The organism is Pseudomonas sp. S3_B11, from assembly GCF_054667715.1.
Genome location: NZ_CP162749.1, coordinates 2,169,217 through 2,191,172 on the forward strand (window position 1 = coordinate 2,169,217; position 21,956 = coordinate 2,191,172).

At 61.1% G+C, this 21,956-nt stretch carries 15 protein-coding genes; 5 read left to right on the forward strand and 10 right to left on the reverse strand.

What is annotated here, in order from left to right; genetic code table 11:
• Positions 1–134: 134 nt before the first annotated feature.
• From AB4O22_RS10035 to AB4O22_RS10050, 4 genes are all read right to left on the reverse strand, one after another.
• Positions 135–1,445 (reverse strand): ABC transporter substrate-binding protein, encoded by a 1,311-nt coding sequence (locus tag AB4O22_RS10035; protein ID WP_003202320.1) that lies wholly within the window; start codon positions 1,443–1,445, stop codon positions 135–137.
• Between the two features lie 194 nt (positions 1,446–1,639).
• Complete coding sequence (locus AB4O22_RS10040) at positions 1,640–2,545, reverse strand: AraC family transcriptional regulator (RefSeq protein ID WP_003202319.1); 906 nt, start codon at positions 2,543–2,545, stop codon at positions 1,640–1,642.
• Between the two features lie 69 nt (positions 2,546–2,614).
• A complete protein-coding gene (locus tag AB4O22_RS10045; protein ID WP_100263798.1) occupies positions 2,615–3,907 on the reverse strand; it encodes a glycosyltransferase in 1,293 nt (430 codons plus the stop codon).
• A 77-nt stretch (positions 3,908–3,984) separates the two neighbouring features.
• Positions 3,985–4,359 carry a response regulator gene (locus tag AB4O22_RS10050; RefSeq protein WP_003202315.1) on the reverse strand — a complete coding sequence of 125 codons (375 nt, stop codon included), beginning with the start codon at positions 4,357–4,359 and terminating at the stop codon, positions 3,985–3,987.
• 271 nt (positions 4,360–4,630) lie between these two features.
• On the opposite strand from AB4O22_RS10050, the gene AB4O22_RS10055 reads away from it, so the two are divergent.
• Genes AB4O22_RS10055 through AB4O22_RS10075 form a run of 5 tightly spaced genes read left to right on the forward strand, consistent with a single transcriptional unit; the run spans position 4,631 to position 11,168 of the window.
• Positions 4,631–8,113, forward strand: a complete 3,483-nt coding sequence (locus tag AB4O22_RS10055) for a response regulator (RefSeq protein ID WP_013693473.1) — start codon at positions 4,631–4,633, stop codon at positions 8,111–8,113.
• Complete coding sequence (locus tag AB4O22_RS10060) at positions 8,113–8,928, forward strand: CheR family methyltransferase (protein WP_003202312.1); 816 nt, start codon at positions 8,113–8,115, stop codon at positions 8,926–8,928. Before AB4O22_RS10055 ends, AB4O22_RS10060 begins: the two co-directional genes overlap by 1 nt.
• A complete protein-coding gene (locus tag AB4O22_RS10065; protein WP_003202309.1) occupies positions 8,925–9,512 on the forward strand; it encodes a chemotaxis protein CheB in 588 nt (195 codons plus the stop codon). Before AB4O22_RS10060 ends, AB4O22_RS10065 begins: the two co-directional genes overlap by 4 nt.
• A gap of 5 nt (positions 9,513–9,517) precedes the next feature.
• Positions 9,518–10,798 (forward strand): hybrid sensor histidine kinase/response regulator, encoded by a 1,281-nt coding sequence (locus AB4O22_RS10070; protein WP_027911593.1) that lies wholly within the window; start codon positions 9,518–9,520, stop codon positions 10,796–10,798.
• Positions 10,791–11,168, forward strand: coding sequence for a response regulator (locus AB4O22_RS10075; protein ID WP_013693471.1), 378 nt, complete (start codon positions 10,791–10,793; stop codon positions 11,166–11,168). Before AB4O22_RS10070 ends, AB4O22_RS10075 begins: the two co-directional genes overlap by 8 nt.
• A gap of 164 nt (positions 11,169–11,332) precedes the next feature.
• Here the strand turns inward: AB4O22_RS10075 and AB4O22_RS10080 are convergent, their stop codons facing one another.
• From AB4O22_RS10080 to mexE, 6 genes are all read right to left on the reverse strand, one after another.
• A complete protein-coding gene (locus AB4O22_RS10080) occupies positions 11,333–13,006 on the reverse strand; it encodes a response regulator (protein WP_013693470.1) in 1,674 nt (557 codons plus the stop codon).
• Positions 13,003–14,505: an ATPase domain-containing protein gene (locus AB4O22_RS10085; RefSeq protein ID WP_003202301.1), complete on the reverse strand. Its 1,503-nt coding sequence runs from the start codon at positions 14,503–14,505 to the stop codon at positions 13,003–13,005. The genes AB4O22_RS10080 and AB4O22_RS10085 overlap by 4 nt, the downstream gene beginning before the upstream one ends.
• A 152-nt stretch (positions 14,506–14,657) precedes the next feature.
• Positions 14,658–15,716, reverse strand: a complete 1,059-nt coding sequence (locus AB4O22_RS10090; protein WP_003202300.1) for a tetratricopeptide repeat protein — start codon at positions 15,714–15,716, stop codon at positions 14,658–14,660.
• 329 nt (positions 15,717–16,045) lie between these two features.
• Entirely contained in the window at positions 16,046–17,467 is a 1,422-nt protein-coding gene (locus AB4O22_RS10095) for an efflux transporter outer membrane subunit (RefSeq protein ID WP_003202299.1), read from the reverse strand.
• Positions 17,464–20,643, reverse strand: coding sequence for an efflux RND transporter permease subunit (locus AB4O22_RS10100; RefSeq protein ID WP_003202298.1), 3,180 nt, complete (start codon positions 20,641–20,643; stop codon positions 17,464–17,466). The genes AB4O22_RS10095 and AB4O22_RS10100 overlap by 4 nt, the downstream gene beginning before the upstream one ends.
• Before the next feature lie 15 nt (positions 20,644–20,658).
• Positions 20,659–21,912 carry a multidrug efflux RND transporter periplasmic adaptor subunit MexE gene (mexE, locus tag AB4O22_RS10105; protein ID WP_013693469.1) on the reverse strand — a complete coding sequence of 418 codons (1,254 nt, stop codon included), beginning with the start codon at positions 21,910–21,912 and terminating at the stop codon, positions 20,659–20,661.
• Positions 21,913–21,956: the final 44 nt, after the last annotated feature.

Sequence of the window (21,956 nt, forward strand, 5' to 3'; positions counted from 1 at the left end):
CCTATGAAGATCCACTGTGGGAGCGAGCTTGCTCGCGATAGCGTCGTGTCAGCCGCCCGCGATATGAGCTGCAAGGCCCTCATCGCGAGCAAGCTCGCTCCCTCGGGAATCGGGAGCGGGCCTCAATGAGCCGACTACTTGGGATACCCAGCGCGTTTCATCTCGCGTTCGGTGGTGGACTGCGCGGCGGTCAACGCCTGGTCCACGGTCTGCTGGCCGGTCAGTGCGCCGGAAAAGAACTTGCCCACCTGGGTGCCGATGGCCTGGAACTCGGGAATGGTCACCAACTGGATGCCGATGTAGGGCACAGGCTTGAGGGTTGGCGCTTTCGGGTCGGCGACTTTCAACGACTCCAGGGTCACCTTGGCAAACGGCGCGGCCTTCATGTACTCGTCGCTGTAGGTCGAGGTGCGGGTGCCTGGCGGTACGTTGGCGATGCCATCAGTCTTGGCGACCAATTGGCTGTATTCCTTGGACGTCGCCCAGGTGGTAAAGACCGTAGCTGCGTCCTTGGCTTTGGAGCTGGTCGGGATGGCCAGGGACCAGGAGTACATCCACGAAGTGCCCTTGTCGGTTTTTTCGTGGGGGGCGAAGGTGAATCCAACGTGATCGGCCACCTTGCTCTGGGTCTTGTCGGTGACGAACGAACCGGCGACGCTGGCATCCACCCAGATCGCGCATTTGCCGCTGTTGAACAGCGCCAGGTTTTCGTTGAAACCGTTGCTGGAAGCACCCGGCGGGCCGGATTTCTTCATGTTGTCGACATAGAAATTGAGTGCGTCTTTCCACTCGGGGCCATTGAATTGCGGCTGCCACTTCTCATCGAACCAGCGCGCGCCATAACCGTTGGCCAGGGTGGTGATGAGCGCCATGTTCTCGCCCCAACCAGCCTTGCCCCGCAGGCACAGGCCATATTGTTCCTTGGATTTATCGGTGAGTTTTTCGGCGAACTCTCCGATCTGGGTCCAGGTCGGGTGTTCGGGCATGGTCAGCCCGGCGTCCTTGAACAGGTCCGTGCGGTAATAGGTGATTGAGCTTTCGGCATAGAACGGCAGGGCGTACAGCGAGCCTTTGACCGACAAGCCATCGCGCACGGAAGGGAAAACGTCGTCCAGGTCGTAGGAGGCCGGCAGGTCTTTCATCGGCTCCAGCCAGCCCTTGGCACCCCAGAGTGCAGCTTCGTACATGCCAATGGTCAGCACGTCGAACTGTCCGCCCTGGGTGGCGATGTCGGTGGTCAGGCGCTGGCGCAGGACGTTTTCTTCGAGCACCACCCAGTTGAGCTTGATGTCCGGGTGCTCGGCCTCGAAGGTTTTCGAGAGCTTTTGCATGCGGATCATGTCGCTGTTGTTGACGGTGGCAATGGTGAGGGTCTGTGCGCCGAAACTGACGCTGCTGAGGGTCATGCAGGTGGAGACAAGCAGAGCTTTTACCGAAGGTTTCATCGCGCACTCCTTTTCCGCGCCCAAAGGCTGCAGAAGGACAGTTATTGTTTTTGTGTCTTCCGGATGAAGGGAAGAATGTGCGCTGATTACAGCCCTCAATGGACGGCGTGACAAATCATCCGTCGCACTTGTGCTGATACTTTTTTGCACTGCAGAAAATTTTTGAGGGGGGAAATCATTTGTGGTGAGGGGGGTCAGCCCTGGTTCTGCTCGGTCAACCGCTGCACCGCCAGCCGCCGGTAGTGGGACGGGGTCATGCCCTTGAGCTGCTGGAAACGCCGGTTGAAATTGGAAATGTTGTTGAAACCCGATTCGAAGCACACGTCCGTTACCGGTTTATCACCGTCGGCCAGCAACTCGCAGGATTTGCTGATGCGCAGGCGATTGACGAATTCAATGAAGCAGCGACCGGTGGCCTGTTTGAACACCCGGCTGAAATAGGTGGGTTTCATGCCCAGGTGCTCGGCCACTTCTTCCAGGGACAGTTCCCGGGCGTAGTGGGCAAAGATGTAGTCCACCGCGCGGTTGGTGCGGTCGACGCTGTGTTCGTCCGCCGCTTGCGCAGAGGTCGCGCCGGAAAGCAGTTGGTAGTCATCCGTGGCGGCCAGCAGCTCCATCAGGATGAAAAAATGCCCTAGGCGGCTCATGCCTTGGGAATCGGCGATGCGCTGCATCAGGGTCATGGCCTGGCGGATGGTGCGCTTGCAGCGGAACTCGATGCCGTATTGGGCACGCTCGAGCAGCGGTGCGACCGTCTTGAGTTCGGCGAATACCTGGTGGCCGCTTTCGAACAGCTCATCAGTGAAGTTCACCAGCATATCGCGCTTGTGCACCACTTCGTCCTCGGCCACCTGGCTGATCCAGTTATGGGGCAGGTTGGGGCCGGTGAGGAACAGCGACTGGGGATAGAAGTTGCCGATGTAGTCTCCAATGAACACTTTGCCGGAGCTGGCGACGATCAAGTGCAACTCGTATTCCTTGTGGAAATGCCAGCGCACCAGCGGGCAGGGAAAACCGTGCTGACGGTAGATGATGGACAACCCGTTATGGTCGTCCATCAACTCGTAGGAGGGGTCGGTGATTCTGGCTGTTCGGGTCATGGCCTGGCGCTTTTATTGTTATCGCCATCGGATAATGCCCCCTTCGCCAGGCGGCTGCCACTCTGACGTCTAACCGTTGCGGTTTTTTTCTTCGATCCACTGGGACATGTATTGGGTGCTTTTGTGCTGGTGGTGACGCAGCATGCTGCCGGTGAAGTTGTCCCGGCGTCGTTGCGCCAGGTCCACCCGGCAAGCGTTGAGGCTGTCGATCAGCGCCGGACCATGCACCTGTTGCCGGTAGCGGCTGGCAAGCAAAGTGAGGCCCGCATCCTGGGCCTGGGTCCAGCGCGCCTGGTCGCGATACAACTGCACCGCCGCATTGGCGATGCCTTCGGCGCTCTGGGCAATCGCACCGGGCCAGGGCATGTCGCCGTGCATGGCTTCGGCCCCCACGGGTGTGGTGACGTTGGGGGTACCGCAGAGCATGGCGTCGATCAGCTTGCCCTTGATGCCAGCGCCGAAACGCAGCGGCGCCAGGCAGATGCGTGCCGCCGACATCACCTGCAAGGCGTCCTCGGCCCAGTTCATGATGTGAAAGCCCTGGGCCGGGTTATGCAGCGCGGCGGCCTTGGGCGGGGTGTAGGCGCCGTACAGGTGCAGTTGCGCGCCGGGTAATTGTTGGCGGATCAATGGCCAGATGGCGTTTTTCATCCAGAGCACGGCGTCCCAGTTCGGCGCGTGGCGAAAGTTGCCGATGCTCAGGAAATGCGCCCGGTCCTCGAACGGTACCGGCGGCTCGCCGGGCAGGTCCAGCATCAACGGGCACCAGTGCAGCAGGTTACGGGGCAACTTGAAGTGCTCCACCAACAGTTCGATTTCAACCTCGGACACCATCAGGTTGAGGTCGCAGCGGTACAAAGCAGCGATTTCCCGCTTGGCCAGGTCGGTATCGGCCATCCGCTGGAACTCCTCGCCCAGGGCCGGGGCGAAGAGGTCGCTGAAATCCTCGCCAGCCTCATCGTGTTTCAGGCGGTCCTTCAAACGCTGGTGCCGAGCGTGGCGCAGGCTCTGCAAGTCTGACGTCTCCAGCACCCGCAGGGCGCCGGGGCAGTGCTTCTCGACCCGCCAGCCGAACTGTTCTTCCATCATGAATTGGTCGAACAGCACGATGTCCGGCGCCAGCTCGCTGATGAAGGCGTCGAAGCTGCTGCTATTGAGTTCGATCGGCACTTCGCGGATACCCAGCGCGAGCAGGTCGGCGCGGTGTTCGCCTGGACCTGCCGGACTGCTGAAAGTGATGTCCCAGCCTTGCCCGAGGAACGTGTCGAGGATCTGCATGACATGCCCACTGGCAGCCGATGAGCGCGGTTCGGGCCAGACATAGCCGATGACCAGGACCTTGGTGGCGGTGGGGTGATGCATGAGCTGGGAGTTCCTCGAAGCGAATCAGGCGCCATCGGCGCGCGGGGCGCCGATAGTGACCAAGAATACGATCCGGCTCAAGAAAGAATGCGTTTGACCTTGTCTCGCAACTGATCGATGGAGAAGGGCTTGCCGATCACCGACATGCCTTCAGGCACATCGATGCTTTCGGCATAACCGCTGGCAAACAGCACAGGCAGTTGTGGTCGCACGGCTCGGGCCTGTTTCGCCAATTCGCGCCCATCCATGACCGGCAGGCCGACGTCAGTCATCATCAGTGCGATGGGCTGCGCGTCGTTGTGCAAAAATGCCAGCGCCTGCTCACAACCATCCGCCTCCAGCACCTGGTATTCCAGCTCCTCCAGCACGTCGACGATTAACATCCGCACAATGTCATCGTCTTCGACGACCAGGATGGTGGACTGGGTGGCAGGAGGAGGAGGGGTGGACATAGTAGACATTCTCGAAGAAGGGAGCGGGAGGGAGACTCGAAAAAAAGTCTCTTTCATGAGCCTCTTTCATGAGTAAGTACCGAGGCGGCACAAGTTCCCAAGGTTGTACAAGAAAGGATCTATAGTACAAGAGCTGACAAGGATAGTCGCTTCCTTGCTACAAGGTAGATCGTCGCGGGAGTTGCGCCTTTGACTCGTCAGATAATGTGGATCCAAGCGCCGTTTTTCGGGCAAACTCCACGGTTTTCAACTGTCCACCAAGGCCCTTTCCATGACTCCTTCGTCTTCGGTCGACGAGCAAAGTTTTCGCAAGCTCCTGAGCCGCAATATCAGCCTGCCGCTGGGCATGGGCGCCCTCAGCTCGGTGTTTTTCATCATCCTTGTCACGTACTTGCTGTCGGTGATCCAGTGGGTCGGGCATACCGACCGGGTGATCAATAATGCCAATGAGGCGCTCAAGCTGAGCGTGGACCTGGAAACCGGCATGCGTGGCTACCTGTTGAACGGTGACGAGCACTTTCTCGAGCCCTATGAAGTGGCCAAGCCGCGGATCGCCGTCGCGTTGGATACACTGCTGGAATTGACAGCCGACAACCCCGTCCAGACCGACCGGCTGCACAAGATACAAGCGATCCAGGCGGAATGGTCCAAGTACGCCCAGGGCTTGATCGACCTGCAACGCAGCAGCGGGGATTACCGGAGTGCGGTGAGGTCCGGGCGCGGCAAGCGCTTGACGGACGAGATCCGCCAAACCTTCGAGGAAATCGTCGATACCGAGCAGCAACTGCGTGCGGCGCGTAGCCAGGACGTGCGCACCACCACTGTCTGGAGCATTGCCCTGTACCTGCTGTTCGTCGCCGCAGTCAGTGGGTTGCTGGCCTACGTCGGCCGCCGGGATCTGTTGAGCTTGTCCGAGAGCTACGGCGCCAGCCTGAAGGTCCAGCAACGCAGCGCCTTGCACCTGGAGAAGCAGGCTTGGTTGCGCAATGGCCAGACGCAGTTGGCCGAGCAGGTCCTGGGGCAGTTGTCCCTGAACCTGTTGGGCCGCAACATCTTGCAGTTCTGTGCAAAGTACCTGGATGTGGCGGTCGCTGCGCTCTATGTGCGAGAAGAAAATGGCGTGCTCAAGCGCGTCGCCACCTATGGTTTGTCCCGGGAGGATGACGCGCAGCAGCAGAAGATTGTCGACGGTGAAGGCATCGCCGGCCAGGCCGTGCAACAGGGGCGTCTCATTCGCCTGGATGACGTACCGGACGATTACCTGAAAGTCAGCTCCGGATTGGGACAAGGGCTGCCCAACAGCGTGCTGGTAGCGCCCACCAGTGACGATGACCGGATCAACGGTGTCATCGAGTTGGGCTTCCTGCGGCCATTGACCGAGCGCGACATTGAGCTGCTGGAGCTGATTTCCGGCAATATTGGCACCTCCATCGAGGCCGCTCGTTATCGCCAGCGCTTGCAGGAAGTGCTGGCCGAAACCCAGCAGTTGAACGAAGAACTGCAAGTGCAGCAGGAAGAGCTCAAGACCGCCAACGAGGAACTGGAAGAGCAGTCGCGCATTCTCAAGGAGTCCCAGGCCCACCTGGAAGCCCAGCAACAGGAGCTGGAGCAGACCAACGAGCAATTGGCCGAGCAGCGCGACGCCATGGACCAGAAGAACAGCGAGCTGAACCTGGCCCAGATCCAGTTGCAGGAGCGCGCCGAAGAGTTGCAGCGTTCGAGCAAGTACAAATCCGAGTTCCTGGCCAACATGTCCCACGAGCTGCGCACGCCGCTCAACAGCTCGCTGATCCTGTCCAAGCTGCTGTCGGAAAACCCGCAGCAGAACCTCAGCGAGGAACAGGTCAAGTTTGCCGAGTCGATCTACTCCGCCGGCAACGACCTGTTGAACCTGATCAACGATATTCTCGACATCTCCAAGGTCGAGGCCGGAAAGCTGGAAGTGCGCCCGGAAAACACCAGCGTGCAGCGTCTGGTGGAAGGCCTGCGGGACATGTTCGAGCCGTTGGCAGCCGACAAGGGCCTGGGGTTCGAGGTCCAGGTATTGCCCGATGCGCCGGCGATGCTCTACACCGATCGCCAGCGCCTGGAGCAGGTGATCAAGAACCTGCTGTCCAATGCCGTGAAGTTCACCGAGCAAGGCACCGTCAGCCTGTCGGTGGCCGGGCAGCCGGGCTCGGGCATCGCGTTCATGGTGCGCGACTCCGGGATCGGCATCGCCGCCGATCAGCAGCAAAGCATCTTCGAAGCGTTCCGCCAGGCCGATGGCACGACCAATCGTCGTTACGGCGGCACCGGCCTGGGGTTGTCGATTTCCCGGGACCTGGCCACGTTGCTGGGCGGCTCGATCTGCGTTTCCAGCGAGCCGGGGCAGGGCAGTGTGTTTACGCTGGTAATGCCTGAACGTTATGTCGAGCCCGGGGACTCGCCGATGGAACCGATGACGTTCACCCCGACGGCCACTGCGCCAGCGCCGGCTGCACCCAAAGCCGCCCCGGCACCGCTGATCGCTGAAGTGGATACGTCGATTGCCCGATTTGCCGACGACCGCGACAAGGCGCCGTTCGACACCCGGTGCATCCTGGTGATCGAGGACGAGCCCAAGTTCGCCCGGATCCTGTTCGACCTGGCCCATGAGCTCGGTTACCAGTGCCTGGTGGCCCACGGTGCCGATGAAGGCTTCGACCTGGCCTTGCAACTGGCTCCCGACGCGATCCTTTTGGACATGCGCCTGCCGGATCATTCCGGGCTGACGGTGTTGCAGCGGCTCAAGGAACGGGCCGAAACCCGGCACATCCCGGTGCACGTGATTTCCGTCGAAGACCGCGTCGAAGCCGCCATGCACATGGGCGCCATCGGCTATGCCGTCAAGCCGACCACCCGCGAAGAACTCAAGGATGTGTTCGCCCGCCTGGAAGCCAAGCTGACCCAGAAGGTCAAGCGGGTGCTGCTGGTGGAGGACGATGACCTGCAACGCGATAGCATTACCCGCCTGATCGGCGACGATGACATCGAGATCACCGCCGTTGGCCTGGCCCAGCAAGCCCTGGACCTGCTGCGGAGCAACGTCTACGACTGCATGATCATCGACCTCAAGTTGCCGGACATGCTCGGCAATGACCTGCTCAAGCGCATGTCCAGTGAAGACATCTGTTCCTTCCCGCCGGTGATCGTCTACACCGGGCGCAACCTGACCCGCGATGAAGAGGCCGAACTGCGCAAGTATTCGCGCTCGATCATCATCAAGGGCGCCCGCTCGCCAGAGCGCCTGCTGGACGAGGTGACACTCTTTCTGCACAAAGTCGAATCCCGGTTGTCCCATGAACGGCAGCGGATGCTCAAGACCGCCCGCAGCCGCGACAAGGTGTTTGAAGGCCGCAAGGTGCTGCTGGTGGACGACGATGTGCGCAACATCTTTGCCCTGACCAGCGCCCTGGAGGCGAAGGGGGCGATCGTTGTCATCGGCCGTAACGGCCTGGAGGCGATCGATCGCCTGAACGAATTCGACGACATCGACCTGGTGCTGATGGATGTAATGATGCCGGAGATGGACGGTTTCGAAGCCACCGCGCTGATCCGCAAGGACCCGCGCTGGCGCAAGCTGCCCATTATTGCCGTGACGGCCAAGGCCATGAAGGATGATCAGGAACGCTGCCTGGCGGCGGGTTCCAACGACTACCTGGCCAAACCGATCGATCTGGATCGTCTGTTCTCGCTGATTCGCGTGTGGTTGCCGAATATGGAAAGAATTTAGTGGAACGTGACACCGACATTGAACTTCGTTTGTTGATCGAAGCGATCTACCTCAAGTACAGCTACGATTTTCGCGACTATTCCGGTGCGTCCATCAAGCGCCGGGTCCACCATGCGCTGAGCCAGTTCGAGTGCAGGACCATCTCGGCATTGCAGGAGCGCGTGCTGCACGACCCGGGAGCGTTCATGCAACTGCTGCAACTGCTGACGATCCCGGTCAGCGAGATGTTTCGCGACCCCTCGCATTTCCTGGCCATACGCGAGGAAGTCGTGCCGCTGCTCAGGACGTATCCTTCGATCAAGATCTGGATCGCCGGTTGCAGCACGGGGGAGGAGGTCTACTCCATGGCGATCCTGTTGCGCGAAGAAGGCCTGCTGGACCGCACGCTCATCTATGCCACCGATATCAACCCGCGCTCGTTGGAAAAAGCCAAGCAGGGGATTTTTTCCCTGGAAAACGTGCGCACCTACACCCAGAACTACCAGGCCGCCGGAGGCCGGCGCTCGTTTGCCGATTACTATACCGCCGCCTACGATTATGCGATGTTCGACAAAACCCTGTGCGAGAACGTGACCTTTGCCGATCACAGCCTGGCGACCGACAGTGTATTTTCAGAAACTCAGTTAATTTCCTGTCGTAACGTATTGATATATTTCAATAAGAAACTACAAGATCGTGCGTTTGGACTGTTTCATGAGTCCCTTTGTCACCGTGGTTTCCTGGTATTGGGCAGTAAGGAGACGTTGGATTTCTCGGCTTACGGCCATCGATTCGAACCGTTGGTCAAACAGGAACGGATCTATCGCAAGTTATGAACCAGACCAAGGACAGATCCAATCCGCCCATCGAAGCCATTGTCGTCGGTGCATCGGCCGGTGGCGTCGAGGCACTGCTCAGGGTCTTCGGACACCTGCGCAAAGGCTTTGGCGTGCCCATCCTGGTGGTGTTGCATTTGCCGGACGAGCGCGAAAGCCAACTGGCCCGTGTCTTCGGACATCGTCTGGCGGTGCCGGTGGAGGAAGCCCGGGACAAGCAAGACATCGTGCCGGGCACCTTGTATGTCGCCACGCCCGGCTATCACTTGTCGGTCGAGGCTGACCGTAGCCTGTCGTTGAGCCTGGAGGAGCCGGTGCATCATTCGCGGCCGTCCATCGATGTGTTGTTTGAATCGGCCGCCGATGTCTACGGCCAGAAATTGCTGGCCGTGGTGCTGACCGGCGCCAACAACGATGGTGCCTGTGGCTTGGCGAAGGTCAGGGCGCTGGGGGGGATCACGGTGGTCCAGGACCCCGGTGAAGCCCAGGTCTCGACCATGCCCGAGGCGGCGCTGGCCCTGCACGAGCCCGACCATATCCTTACTTTGCAAGGCATCGGCCAATTGCTGGCCGGGCTGGAATGAACCACATGCCAAGAGATATTCAAGCCAAACTGCTGATCGTCGATGATCTGCCTGAGAATCTGTTGGCCCTGGAAGCGTTGATCAAGGGCGGCGACCGCGAGGTCTTCAAGGCCCTGTCCGCGGACGAAGCGCTGTCCCTGCTGCTGCAACACGACTTTGCCCTGGCCATCATCGATGTGCAGATGCCGGACATGAACGGTTTCCAACTGGCCGAGCTGATGCGCGGCACGGAGAAGACCCGCAGCATCCCTATCATTTTCGTCAGTGCCGCAGGTCGTGAACGCAACTATGCCTTTACCGGTTATGAAAACGGTGCGGTGGACTTCCTGCACAAGCCGCTGGACACCCAAGCGGTCAAAAGCAAGGTCAATGTGTTCGTCGAGTTGTACCGTCAACGAAAGGCCATGAAGGAGCAGGTCGTAGCCCTTGAGCAGAGTCGCCGCGAGCAGGAGGTTCTGTTGCAGCAACTGGAGGCCACCCGTGGCGAGCTGGAGCAAGCGGTGCGCATGCGTGACGACTTCATGTCCATCGTCGCCCACGAAGTGCGCACGCCCCTCAATGGCCTTATCCTCGAGACACAGTTGCGCAAGATGCACCTGGCCCGGGACAACGCCGCAGCCTTCAGCCTGGACAAGGTGCGGGCGATGGTCGAGCGCGACGAGCGCCAGATCAAGAGCCTGATCCGGTTGATCGAGGACATGCTGGATGTCTCGCGGATTCGCACCGGCAAGCTGTCGATCCGCCCGACCCGCTTCAACCTGACGGCACTGGTGGAGAACCTGCTGCGCAATTTCCAGCCGCAGATAGCCGTCGCCGAGTGCTCGTTGACCTGCCTGGCCGAACCGTCGGTGGAGGGACTTTGGGATGAGTTTCGTATCGAGCAGGTGATCTCGAACTTGTTGACCAATGCGTTGCGCTACGGTGGCAAGGGCCCGATCGAGGTGCGCGTCTACAAGACGCCCGACCACGCCTGTATCGAGGTCCAGGACCATGGCATCGGTATCAGCGAGGAAAACCAGAAACGTATCTTCCAGCAGTTCGAGCGCGTATCGTCCAAGGCGGCCGCTGCGGGCCTTGGGCTGGGGCTGTTCATTTCCGAGCAGATTGTCGCGGCTCATGGCGGGACCATCACGGTCAACAGTCGCCTCAATGACGGGGCGTTGTTTCGTGTTTGCCTGCCCTTGCAGAAAACTGTCTTGGACAAAACCGCCGAACAGACGCAACCTCTGAGAGACCCCAAGGTCGTATCAGCAGCTATTGATCGAACAAAGGCTTCTCATGAGTGAAGATGCGCAAGATGTTGTATTGATCGTCGAGGATGACCCGTCGATCCTGATGGTGTTGTCGGCCTACCTGTCGGGCGAGGGATACCGGGTGCTACGGGCCGAAAACGGTGCCCAGGCGTTCGAGATCCTGGCGAGCAAGCCTCATCTGGACATGATGATTACCGATTTCCGCCTGCCGGGTGGTATCTCCGGGGTGCAGATCGCCGAGCCTGCGGTCAAGTTGCGTCCCGAGCTGAAGGTCATTTTCATCAGTGGCTACGCGCAGGAAGTGCGCGACACTGACAGCCCCATTACCCGCAAGGCACCGATCCTGGACAAGCCGTTCGACCTGGATGAGCTGCAGGCCATCATGCAGTCGATGTTGTCGTAGGTTTCATAAGTATTGTTTGGATTGGGCAAGGCTTTGTGGGAGCAAGGCTTGCCCGCGATGAGGCCCACTGGGTCTTCCTGAAACCGAGGCGACTTCATCGCGAGCAAGCTTTGCTCCCACAGAATCAAGGACCTTTCCACAGGGTTAAGGGCCTTCCCACAAAATCAAGGAACCGTGATCATCTCCCGGACCTTGGCCGTCAATAGATCAAACGTGAACGGTTTGGTGATCATCTGCATCCCCGGGTCAAGGAAACCGCCGCGTACGGCTGCATGTTCAGCGTAACCGGTGATGAACAGTATCGGCAGGTCCGGGCGGATCTGCCGGCCGATTTCCGCCAGTTGCCGGCCATTCATGCCGGGCAGGCCCACATCGCTGATCAGCAGGTCGATGCGTTGGCCTGACTGGAGGATCGGTACTGCGCCGTTGGCGTCGGCCGCTTCCACAAAGGCATAACCCAGCTCGCTCAACACCGCGCTCACCAGCACTCGCACCGCTGGATCGTCCTCGACGATCAGCACGGTCTCACCGTCCTGCGCATACGGGGCGTGTGGCGTGTTGACCTGGGGCTCGTGGATTTCCTCACCGCGAAAGCGCGGCAGGTAAAGGTTCACAGTGGTGCCTTTGTCGACTTCGCTGTCGATGGTCACATGCCCGCGCGATTGCTTGCTGAACCCATAGATCATCGATAGGCCCAGCCCGGTGCCCTGGCCGATTGGTTTGGTGGTGAAGAACGGATCGAACGCGCGACCGATGATCGCTTCGGGCATGCCGCAACCGCTGTCCTGCACGCTCAGCACCACATAGTCGCCGGGTTCCAGGTTGGTGTAGGCGTCGGTGAAATCGGCATCCAGGTGCCGGTTGCAGGTCTTTACCACCAGGTTCCCGCCATTGGGCATGGCATCCCGGGCGTTGAGGACCAGGTTGAGCAGGGCGCTTTCCAGTTGGTTGGGGTCGGCTTCGGCGATCCAGAGCTGTTCGTCCAGCTGCATGTCCAGGCGGATGCTTTCGTTGAGGCTGCGTTGCAGCAGCTCGCCCATGGACAACACCAGCGTGTTCATCTGGACCGCCTTGGAGTCCAGCGATTGCCGACGGGAAAACGCCAGCAGGCGATGGGTCAGGCCGGCGGCGCGGTTGGCCGAGGTCACGCCCAGGTCGATCAGGCTGTCCAGGTCCTCGGTGCGGCCCCGGGCCAGGCGCCGGCGCAGCAGTTCGAGGCTGCCGATGATCCCGGTGAGCATGTTGTTGAAGTCGTGGGCGATACCGCCGGTGAGTTGGCCGACTGCTTCCATTTTCTGCGACTGGCGCAGTGCCTCTTCGTTATGGCGCAACTGGGCCGTGCGTTCTTCCACTTGCTGTTCAAGGGTTTCAAGGGTGGTTTGCAGGCGCAGTTCGCTGTTGCTGAGGTCGATCAGGCGGTCGCGGGCTTCGTACTGCCTTCGACGGCCTCGCAGGGCGGTGGTCACCAGGCTGATCAGGGTCACTGGGTGGAAAGGGCGCTCAAGGAAGGTCACGTTGCCCAGTTGCGTACCGATACGCGCCGCCGGGTTCTGTTCCGGGCCGCCGTGATGGGTCAGCAAGACAATGGGCAGGTCAGACCAGGCTGGTTGCTGCTCGATGTGCAGGAATAGCGCTTCCAGATCGGGCCCCACCAGGGCTTCCGAGGAAATCACCAGCAGGCCGGCACCTTTTTCCAGTTCTTCGCACAAATGGCCCAGATGACGGCAGATGAGGCCGGCAAAACCGGCCTCATTGAGGATCATCAAGGCGATCTGGCTGTCCCGCCCAAGCGGCGCGAGGATCAGCGCCCGCTCGGACAGGGGCTCGGCCAGCGTCACCGGTGTTCATCCCTGAGCAGCGGGTTGCTCTCGCCCATGTAAGTGGGAACCCCTCGCAAGACGCCTTGGAACGCCTCGAGCGGCTCGCCGATGGTCATGCCCAAGCCGCTGATGCGGTATTCGCGGATGGTCGACTCATGGCTGCCCGTACGTTTCTTGATGATGGAAATCGCCCGGCGCACTTTGCCCAGTGCTTCGAAATAACGCAAAAGAATCACCGTGTCAGCCAGGTAAGTAATGTCCACGGGCGCCTGCATGTCGCCGACCAGACCGTGCTGCGCAACAGTCATGAAGGTCGCCGCGCCCTTGCGGTTGAGGTAGAGCAACAATTCATGCATGTGCAGCACCAGGGCGTTCTCTTCCGGCATGGCCGCCTGATAGCCATTGATGCTGTCGATGACCACGGTCTTGATATCGCCCTCATCGACACAACGGCGCACGCGGTGGGAGAACTCGCCAGGGGACAGCTCGGCGGCGTCCACTTGTTCGATCAGCAGGTTGCCGGTCTCTTGCAGGGCTTGCAGGTCGATGCCGATGTTTTTCATGCGTTCGAACAACAAGCCCAGTTCTTCATCGAAGATGAACAGCGCGGCCTTCTCGCCGCGATGCACGGCGGCTGCGGCAAAAATCAGTGCTATCAGCGACTTGCCGGTCCCCGCCGGGCCGAGGATCAACGTGCTGGAACCGGTCTCGATACCGCCACCCAGCAGGGCGTCCAGTTCGCCGATGCCGCTGGAGAGTTGCTGGCGCAGGTATTGGCCACGGTGTTCGGCGGCCACCAGGCGTGGGAAGACGTGTACGCCGTCGCCCATGATGGTGAAGTCATGGTAACCACCACGGTATTTCTGCCCGCGATACTTGACCACCCGGATCCTGCGTCGTTCGGCGCCATAGTTGGGGGTCAGTTCTTCCAGGCGAATCACCCCGTGGGCGACACTGTGGACGGTCTTGTCGAGGGACTCGGTGGTCAGGTCGTCGAGCAGCAGGACTGTGGCGTCGTAGCGCACGAAGTAGTGCTTGATTGCGAGGATCTGGCGACGATAGCGCAAGGAGCTTTGCGCCAGCAGGCGAATCTCCGACAGGCTGTCGAGCACCACCCGGGTCGGCTTGACCCGTTCGACCACTTCGAAGATCTGTCGGGTCGCTTCGCCCAACTCCAGGTCCGAGGAGTACAGCAGGCTCTGCTGGTGCTCGGCATTGAGCAGGCTTTCGGGCGGGGTCAGTTCGAAAATATGAATGTTGTCGTCCAGCGTCCACCCGTGGGAGGTTGCGCCCTGACGCAGTTCACGCTCGGTTTCCGATAGCGTGATGTACAACGAGCGCTCGCCAGCCTTGGCGCCGGCCAACAGAAAATGCAGCGCGACCGTGGTCTTACCAGTCCCCGGTTCCCCCTCAAGCAGGAACACATGGCCGCGGGACAAACCACCGGAAAGGACATCGTCCAGTCCTTCGATGCCGGTGGCGGCTTTTGCACTGATCAACTCGTTAGATGTAGACAAAAATAGCCCTCTCATGACTAGGGAAGTGGGCAGCAGGCGGGGTAACGCCTGAATTCAACTGCCTGAACACTTGACCTTTGGCGCTGATGGCGGTTCCGCTTACATCGATAAAACGCGGTGTATTGCACAACTTTCGGCATGCACCGAAGGGCCTACAGACCCTGTTGCAGCGCCGGATCGTCGGGGTTCAACTGTTCAAGTTGCGCCAGCAGGATTTGAACATTCTGCAACTGGCCGGTCTCCTTCCAATAGTTGATCAGCAGCACCCGTGCCTTGCGGTCGGCGGGGTAGCGCTGGACAATTTCCTGCAGCTGTTTCAGCGCCGCTTCCACTTCCTGCTCGGCATGCAGGGTGGTCGCCAGGTCATAGCGGTAATGGCGGTTCTCGGGCTCCAGTTCCACCGCTTTTGCCAAGCCGAGCACCGCATACTCGTTCTGGCCGTGTTGCAGCAGCCACATGCCCAGCGCATGTTGCAGATAAGCCGACGCTGGCTGGGTTTGCAACTGTCGGGCGAGCAATAATCGTGCGGCTTCGCTTTGGCCCTGTTTGTCCAGCACCTCGATCTGCATGACCAGCGCCGGCAGGTTGTCCGGTTGCAGGCGCAAGGCCTGTTCAAGGGCTTGTTGGGCTTTCTTCAGTTCGGCGTTGTGCAGGTGCAGTCGGGCGAGTTGGTAGTGGGTCTCAGCGGTTTTCGGACCGTCCTCGAGCACCTGTTCCCAGGTGTCGATGGCTAACTGCATCGCCCCGAAATACAGGCCGAGGTCATCCGGCGACAAGCCCAGCAGCGCGTTCACGGCGGCGAACCGGACATTCTGGTCGTCATCATCCAGGAGCGGGCCGAGCAACAGGCTGCGCTGACCCGTCGGCACCAGCCCGACGATGCTGCCAATGGCGGCCCGACGCACGTCCGGTGATTCGCTGTGCAGGTCCGCGTCCGCCAGCTTCAGAGCTTGGGGGCTGGGGTAGTTGGGCAGTTCGGCGTGCAGCCACACGCGGCGCTTGGGCGAAAGGTCCGGACGCCCCAATTGCTGGTAAAGCATCCGCGCTGCCCCTGGCTGCCCGTTGCGGGCGCTTCCCAAGGCTTCGCTGTAGCCACGTTTGATCGCTTCAGGGATCTGCGGCGTGGTGCTGCGTAGCCATACCGCGACAAGACCAATCACCAACAGGACACAGAGGCTGAGGAGCAGATAGCGGCGGCGAGGCGAGAGCATGCAGGGAATCCATTACCAGAAGCGTGAAATGCCGCAAGCTTCGGTCAGGTGGGGGCTTGAGTCAAACCCTGTGAAGCATCTCATGGGCCGAGGGTAAGCTTGCCCGAGTCAGTGTGGGAGCAAGGCTTGCCCGCGATGAGGGTGGCACATTTTGCAGCAATGCAACTGACACACTGCTATCGCGAGCAAGCTTTGCTCCCACAGGGTGCTCCTCCAAGAGGAGGTGGAGGTTAGCGCCAGCCGAAAAAAAAGCCCCGCGTCCAAATGAGAAGCGGGGCAAAAATTTGGCTGGTTGCGGCCAACCAAAGGAGCTCGGTTGAGCAGGGGGATCAGTTGCTGGCGACGGTTTCCGGTTTCCAGCCGCCGCCCAGGGCCTTGTAGATCGCGACGATGCCGCGGTACAGGTCCACTTCGGCCTGGGCCTGTGTGTCTTCGGCGGCCAGGCGTTCGCGCTGGGCGTCGAGCAGCACGAGGAAGTCCACAGTGCCTTCGCGGTAGCGAATCTCGGCGAGGTCGGCGGCGGCGCGGCTCGATTCACTCTGGCGGATCAGCGAGATCAGCCGTTGTTGGCGTTTGCCGTAGTCACTGAAGGCGTTTTCCGATTCTTCCAGAGCCAGCAGCACTTGCTGTTCGTAGGTCGCCAGGGCGCCGTCCGCCTCGGCGTCGGCACCGCGCAAGCGAGCCCGTACGCTGCCCAGGTCGAAAGCCGCCCAGGTAATGCTCGGGCCCAGCGCCCAGGCGTTGGCCGCCGAGGAGCCGATCTGCGAGCCGCGGCCAGCCGTGAAGCCGAGGAAACCGCTCAGGCTGACCCGTGGGAACAGGTCGGCCTTGGCCACGCCGATGCGCGCCGTGGCAGCGGCCAGTTGGCGTTCGGCACTGAGAATGTCCGGGCGCCGTTGCAGCAGTTCACCCGGGTCGCCGATGGGCAGGGCCTTGGCGATGGCCGGCAACTGTTTCGGGCTCAGGTCCACGCTGAGTTTGTCCGGACGCTCGCCCAGCAACGTGGCGATGCGATTGCGTTGACGCACCTGTTCGGCCTGCAACTGCGGCACGCTGGCTTCCACCGAGGCCAGGCGCGCATCGGCCCGCACCACATCGAGCTGATCGCCGACGCCGGCATCACGCAGGCTTTCGGTGATCTTGCGCGAATCCTGCTGGTTCTTGAGGTTCGCCAGGGCGATCTTTTCCCGCAGTTGCGCGCCGCGCAATTGACCGTAGGCGTCCACCAGTTCGGCGATCATGGTCACCTGCAACTGATAGAGATCGGCTTCGATCGCCTGCTGATTGGCATCGGTGGCTTCCAGGTTGCGCTGGATGCGTCCGAACAAGTCCAGTTCCCAGGCCATGTCCAGGCCCAGGTCGTAACGCTCGGTATTGACCCGGTCGGTGGTCTGTCCCGGGATCTGGCCTTTGCCCAGATTGCTGCTGGCACGGCTGGTGATGGTTGGCATGGCGTCATTGCTGGCGTCATCGCGAATCGCCCGGGCGGCCCGCAAACGGGCGAAGGCCACGCGCAACTCGCGGTTGCCTTCCAGGGAACGGGTCACCAACGCGTTAAGGGTCGGGTCGTCGAACTGCTGCCACCAGATGCCTTCGAACCGGGCACGGTCGAAATTCTTCTGGCCGGCGGCGCCGTCGGTGGCGGTGGTGATATTCGCCGCCTCCGTTTGCGGGGCCTTGTAGTCCGGGCCCACGGCGCAGGCACTCAAGGCCAACACCAGCAAGCTCGGCACGAACGCTTTCAAACTCATTGTTGCGCCTCCAGTTTCAAAGCCCGGGCCGCTTTGCGGGCCTCGCTGCGCTCGACGAAGTTGCGGATCAGTACATAGAACACAGGGGTGAGCAGCAGGCCGAAGAAGGTCACGCCGAGCATCCCGGAGAACACCGCCACACCCATGGCATGGCGCATTTCCGCACCAGCACCACTGGAGAACACCAGGGGCACCACGCCCATGATGAAGGCGAAGGAGGTCATCAGGATTGGCCGCAGACGCAGGCGGCACGCTTCCAGCACCGCCGCCAGCGGGTTCATGCCTTCGAGCTGTTTATCCTTGGCGAACTCGACGATCAGGATCGCGTTCTTGCAGGCAAGCCCCACCAGTACGATCAAGCCGATCTGGGTAAAGATGTTGTTGTCGCCGCCGGAGAGAATCACCCCGGTAATGGCCGACAGCAGGGTCATCGGTACGATCAGGATCACCGCCAATGGCAGGCTCCAGCTTTCGTACTGTGCCGCGAGCACCAGGAACGCCAGCAATACGCAGAGCGGGAACACGAACAGCGCGGTGTTGCCCGAGAGGATCTGCTGGTAGGTCAGGTCGGTCCACTCGTAGGTCATGCCGTTGGGCAGTTCGTCCTTGAGCAGTTTCTCGATGGCTTTTTCAGCCTGGCCGGAGCTGTAGCCCGGGGCGGCGGCACCGTTGATTTCAGCGGTGATGAAGCCGTTGTAGTGCATCACGCGGTCTGGCCCCGAGGTGTCGCTGACCTTGATGAAGGTCGCCAGCGGGATCATCTCGCCACGGTTGTTGCGCACCTTGAGCTGGCCGATCTGGTCCGACTCGAGACGGAACTGCTGCTCGGCCTGGACGTTGACCTGGTAGGTGCGACCGAAGCGGTTGAAGTCGTTGGCATACAGCGAACCCAGGTAGATCTGCAGGGTGTCGAAGATGTCGCTGACGGCCACGCCGTGGGTCTTGGCTTTTTCACGGTCGATGGCGGCATCGACCTGCGGCACGTTCACGGTGTAGCTGGTGAACAACCCGGCCAGTTCCGGCACGCTGCGGCTCTTGGTGATGATGTTCATGGTTTCTTTGTACAGCTCGTCGTAGCCCAGGTTGCCCCGGTCTTCGATTTGCAGGCGGAAACCACCGATCGTACCCAGGCCCTGTACCGGCGGCGGTGGGAAGATCGCCATGTAGGCTTCCTGGATCCCGGCGTACTGGCCGTTCAAGGCACCGGCGATGGCGCCGGCCGACATGCTCGGGTCCTTGCGTTCGTCGAAGGGCTTGAGGGTCACGAACACGATGCCGGCGTTCGGGCTGTTGGTGAAACCGTTGATCGACAGGCCCGGGAAGGCCACGGCGCTTTCAACGCCCGGTTGCTTGAGGGCCAGGTCCGACATGCGCTTGATCACGTCTTCGGTACGGTCCAGGCTCGCGGCGTCCGGCAATTGGGCGAAGGCCACCAGGTATTGCTTGTCCTGGCCGGGCACGAAACCGGTCGGGGTGGTGGAAAAACCGAAGAAGGTCAACACCATCAGGCCCGCATAGAGCACCAGGGCGATGCCGCTGCTACGAATCACTCGGGCGACGGTGCCCACGTAACCGTGGCTGGCGCGCTCGAAGAAGCGGTTGAACGGACGGAACAACCAGCCACCGAAGAGCTTGTCGAGGAACTTGGAGAAACGGTCCTTGGGCGCGTCATGACCCTTGAGCAATACCGCAGCCAGGGCTGGCGACAGGGTCAGGGAGTTGACTGCCGAAATCACCGTGGAGATGGCAATGGTCAGGGCGAACTGCTTATAGAACTGCCCGGTCAAGCCACTGATGAACGCCGCCGGAACGAACACCGCGCACAGCACCAGGGCGGTGGCGATGATCGGACCGGTCACTTCGCCCATGGCGCGCTTGGTCGCTTCCACCGGGGTGAGCCCCAGTTCGATGTTTCGCTCGACGTTCTCCACCACCACGATCGCGTCGTCCACCACGATACCGATCGCCAGTACCAGGCCGAACAGCGAGAGGGCGTTCAACGAGAAGCCGAACAGGTGCATCACCGCGAATGTACCGATCAGCGAAACCGGCACCGCCACCAATGGAATGATCGAGGCGCGCCAGGTCTGCAGGAACAGGATCACCACCAGCACCACGAGAATCAGCGCTTCGAACAGGGTGTGCACCACCGCCTCGATGGAGCCACGGACGAAGATCGTCGGGTCATAGACGATGCTGTAGTCCATCCCGGCCGGGAAGCCCTTCTTCAACTCTTCCATCTTCTCGCGAACGTCGTTGGAGATCTGGATGGCGTTGGAGCCCGGACGCTGGAAGATCGGGATCGCCACTGCCGGCTGGTTGTCCAGCAGCGAGCGCAGGGCGTATTGGCTGGAACCCAGTTCGACCCGGGCGATATCCTTCAGGCGAGTGATCTCGCCGTTGGCGCCGGAACGAATGATGATGTTCTCGAACTCTTCCTCGTTCACCAGGCGACCCTGGGTGTTGATCGAGAGCTGGAAAGCCTGGGCGTTGGGCGCTGGCGGTGCACCCAGGGCGCCGGCCGCCACCTGGCGGTTCTGTTCACGGATCGCGGTAACCACGTCGGTGGCGGTCAGGTTGCGCGAGGCGGTCTTGTTCGGATCCAGCCAGACTCGCAGGGAGTAGTCACCCATGCCGAACAGCTGCACATCACCCACACCACCCAGGCGCGCCAGCTCATCCTTGATGTTGAGCAGGGCGTAGTTGGACAGGTAGAGCATGTCGTAGCGTTTGTCCGGCGAGGTCAAGTGCACGACCATGGTCAGGTCGGGCGACGCCTTGTCCACCGTGATGCCGATCCTGGTCACTTCTTCCGGCAGCTTGGGCTCGGTCCGGGTGACGCGGTTCTGCACCTGCACCTGGGCGTTGTCCAGGTCGGTGCCCAGGGCGAAGGTGATGGTCAGGGTGATCTTGCCGTCAGCGGTGGATTGCGAGGACATGTACAGCATGTTCTCGACGCCGGTGATGGCTTGTTCCAGGGGCGCGGCAACAGTCTCGCCGATGACCTTGGGGTTGGCGCCCGGGAAGTTGGCGCGCACCACCACGGTCGGCGGCACGACTTCCGGGTATTCGCTGATCGGCAATTGGAACAGCGAGATGGCGCCGGCGATCAGGATCAGCAGCGAAAGCACTGCTGCGAAGATCGGCCGCGAAATGAAGAACTGGGAAAATTTCATCTTGGATTCAGTCCCTTAACCGCGTGGGGTCGCAGCGGCCAATTTGCCTGCCGCCCCTGACGCGTCCTTGGATGGCGCGACTTGGGGCAGGTTGCTGGCTTCGAGCGCTTTACGTTGTTGTGCCAGGGCGGCAATGGTTTCGTCGCTGGCCATCGGTACGGTTTCAGGCGTGACCGGTGCACCCGGGCGAGCCCGTTGCAGCCCCTTGACGATGATGGTGTCGTCCTTGCTCAGGCCGCTGCGCACGATGCGCAGGCCTTCGATCTTCGGACCCAGCTCGACGGCGCGGTAGGCCGGCTTGTTCTCGGCGTCCATCACCAGCACGAATTTCTTGCCCAGGTCGGTGCCGACGGCTTCGTCGTTGATCAGCACGGCGGCGTAGGTGCCGCTGCCCACCAGTTTCAGGCGGGCATACAGGCCTGGGGTGTAGGCACCGTCCTTGTTGTCGAACACGGCACGACCACGGATGGTGCCGGTCTGCGGGTTGACCTGGTTGTCGACGAAGTTCATCTGGCCCTGGTGCGGGTTGCCGTCTTCGTTGGACAGGCCCATGTAGACCGGTGTGGCCTGGCCGCGCTGGCCCTGGCGGGCAAGTTGGGTGTACTTGAGGAAGACACGTTCGTCGGCATCAAAGTAGGCGTAGACCTTATCCGTGGAGACCACGCTGGTGAGCGGGGTGACGTCAGCGGTCACCAGGTTGCCGGCGGTGATGGCCGCCCGGCTGACGCGACCGCTGATGGGCGAGGTCACCCGGGTGAAGCTCAGGTTCAGCTTGGCCAGGTCCAATTGTGCCTGGATGGCCGCAGCGGCGGCGCGGGCTTCCTGGGCGGCGCTGGTGCGCGAGTCGGCCAGCTCGGCGGAAATGGCATTGCTCAAGCGCAGGCGTTCGCCACGCTGGGCTTCGTTCTCGCTGCGGGTGGCGGTGGCTCGGGCTTGGGCCAGTTGGGCTTCGAGACGACGTACTTCAGCCTGGAAGGGGCGTGGGTCGATCTGGAACAACAGGTCGCCTTTCTTGACCAGCGCACCTTCGGTGAAGGCCACTTCGTCGATCTGCCCGGAAACCCGTGGGCGGATCTCGACGGTTTCCGGCGCTTCAAGGCGCCCGGTGAACTCATCCCATTCGTTGACGGGCTGCTCCAATACCTTGGCCACACTGACTTTGGCCGGCGGCATGGACGCTGCCGTGTCGGGAGTCTTGCCGCAGGCGCTCATCACCAGCACCGCCAGCAGCGCGAGGGGAAAACGCAGTTTTGAAAGTGAATGTTCCATGGATAGCATCCGCCAATGTATTGAGAATGGGCGGATGATGCGTG

Bases quoted from the DNA above. Each gene is read 5' to 3' on its own strand.
- AB4O22_RS10075 (WP_013693471.1), top strand. From the start codon at position 10,791: ATGAGTGAAGATGCGCAAGATGTTGTATTGATCGTCGAGGATGACCCG.
- AB4O22_RS10035 (WP_003202320.1), bottom strand. From the start codon at position 1,445: ATGAAACCTTCGGTAAAAGCTCTGCTTGTCTCCACCTGCATGACCCTC.
- AB4O22_RS10040 (WP_003202319.1), bottom strand. From the start codon at position 2,545: ATGACCCGAACAGCCAGAATCACCGACCCCTCCTACGAGTTGATGGAC.
- AB4O22_RS10090 (WP_003202300.1), bottom strand. From the start codon at position 15,716: ATGCTCTCGCCTCGCCGCCGCTATCTGCTCCTCAGCCTCTGTGTCCTG.
- AB4O22_RS10065 (WP_003202309.1), top strand. From the start codon at position 8,925: ATGAACCAGACCAAGGACAGATCCAATCCGCCCATCGAAGCCATTGTC.
- AB4O22_RS10100 (WP_003202298.1), bottom strand. From the start codon at position 20,643: ATGAAATTTTCCCAGTTCTTCATTTCGCGGCCGATCTTCGCAGCAGTG.
- mexE (WP_013693469.1), bottom strand. From the start codon at position 21,912: ATGGAACATTCACTTTCAAAACTGCGTTTTCCCCTCGCGCTGCTGGCG.
- AB4O22_RS10095 (WP_003202299.1), bottom strand. From the start codon at position 17,467: ATGAGTTTGAAAGCGTTCGTGCCGAGCTTGCTGGTGTTGGCCTTGAGT.
- AB4O22_RS10045 (WP_100263798.1), bottom strand. From the start codon at position 3,907: ATGCATCACCCCACCGCCACCAAGGTCCTGGTCATCGGCTATGTCTGG.
- AB4O22_RS10050 (WP_003202315.1), bottom strand. From the start codon at position 4,359: ATGTCCACCCCTCCTCCTCCTGCCACCCAGTCCACCATCCTGGTCGTC.
- AB4O22_RS10070 (WP_027911593.1), top strand. From the start codon at position 9,518: ATGCCAAGAGATATTCAAGCCAAACTGCTGATCGTCGATGATCTGCCT.
- AB4O22_RS10055 (WP_013693473.1), top strand. From the start codon at position 4,631: ATGACTCCTTCGTCTTCGGTCGACGAGCAAAGTTTTCGCAAGCTCCTG.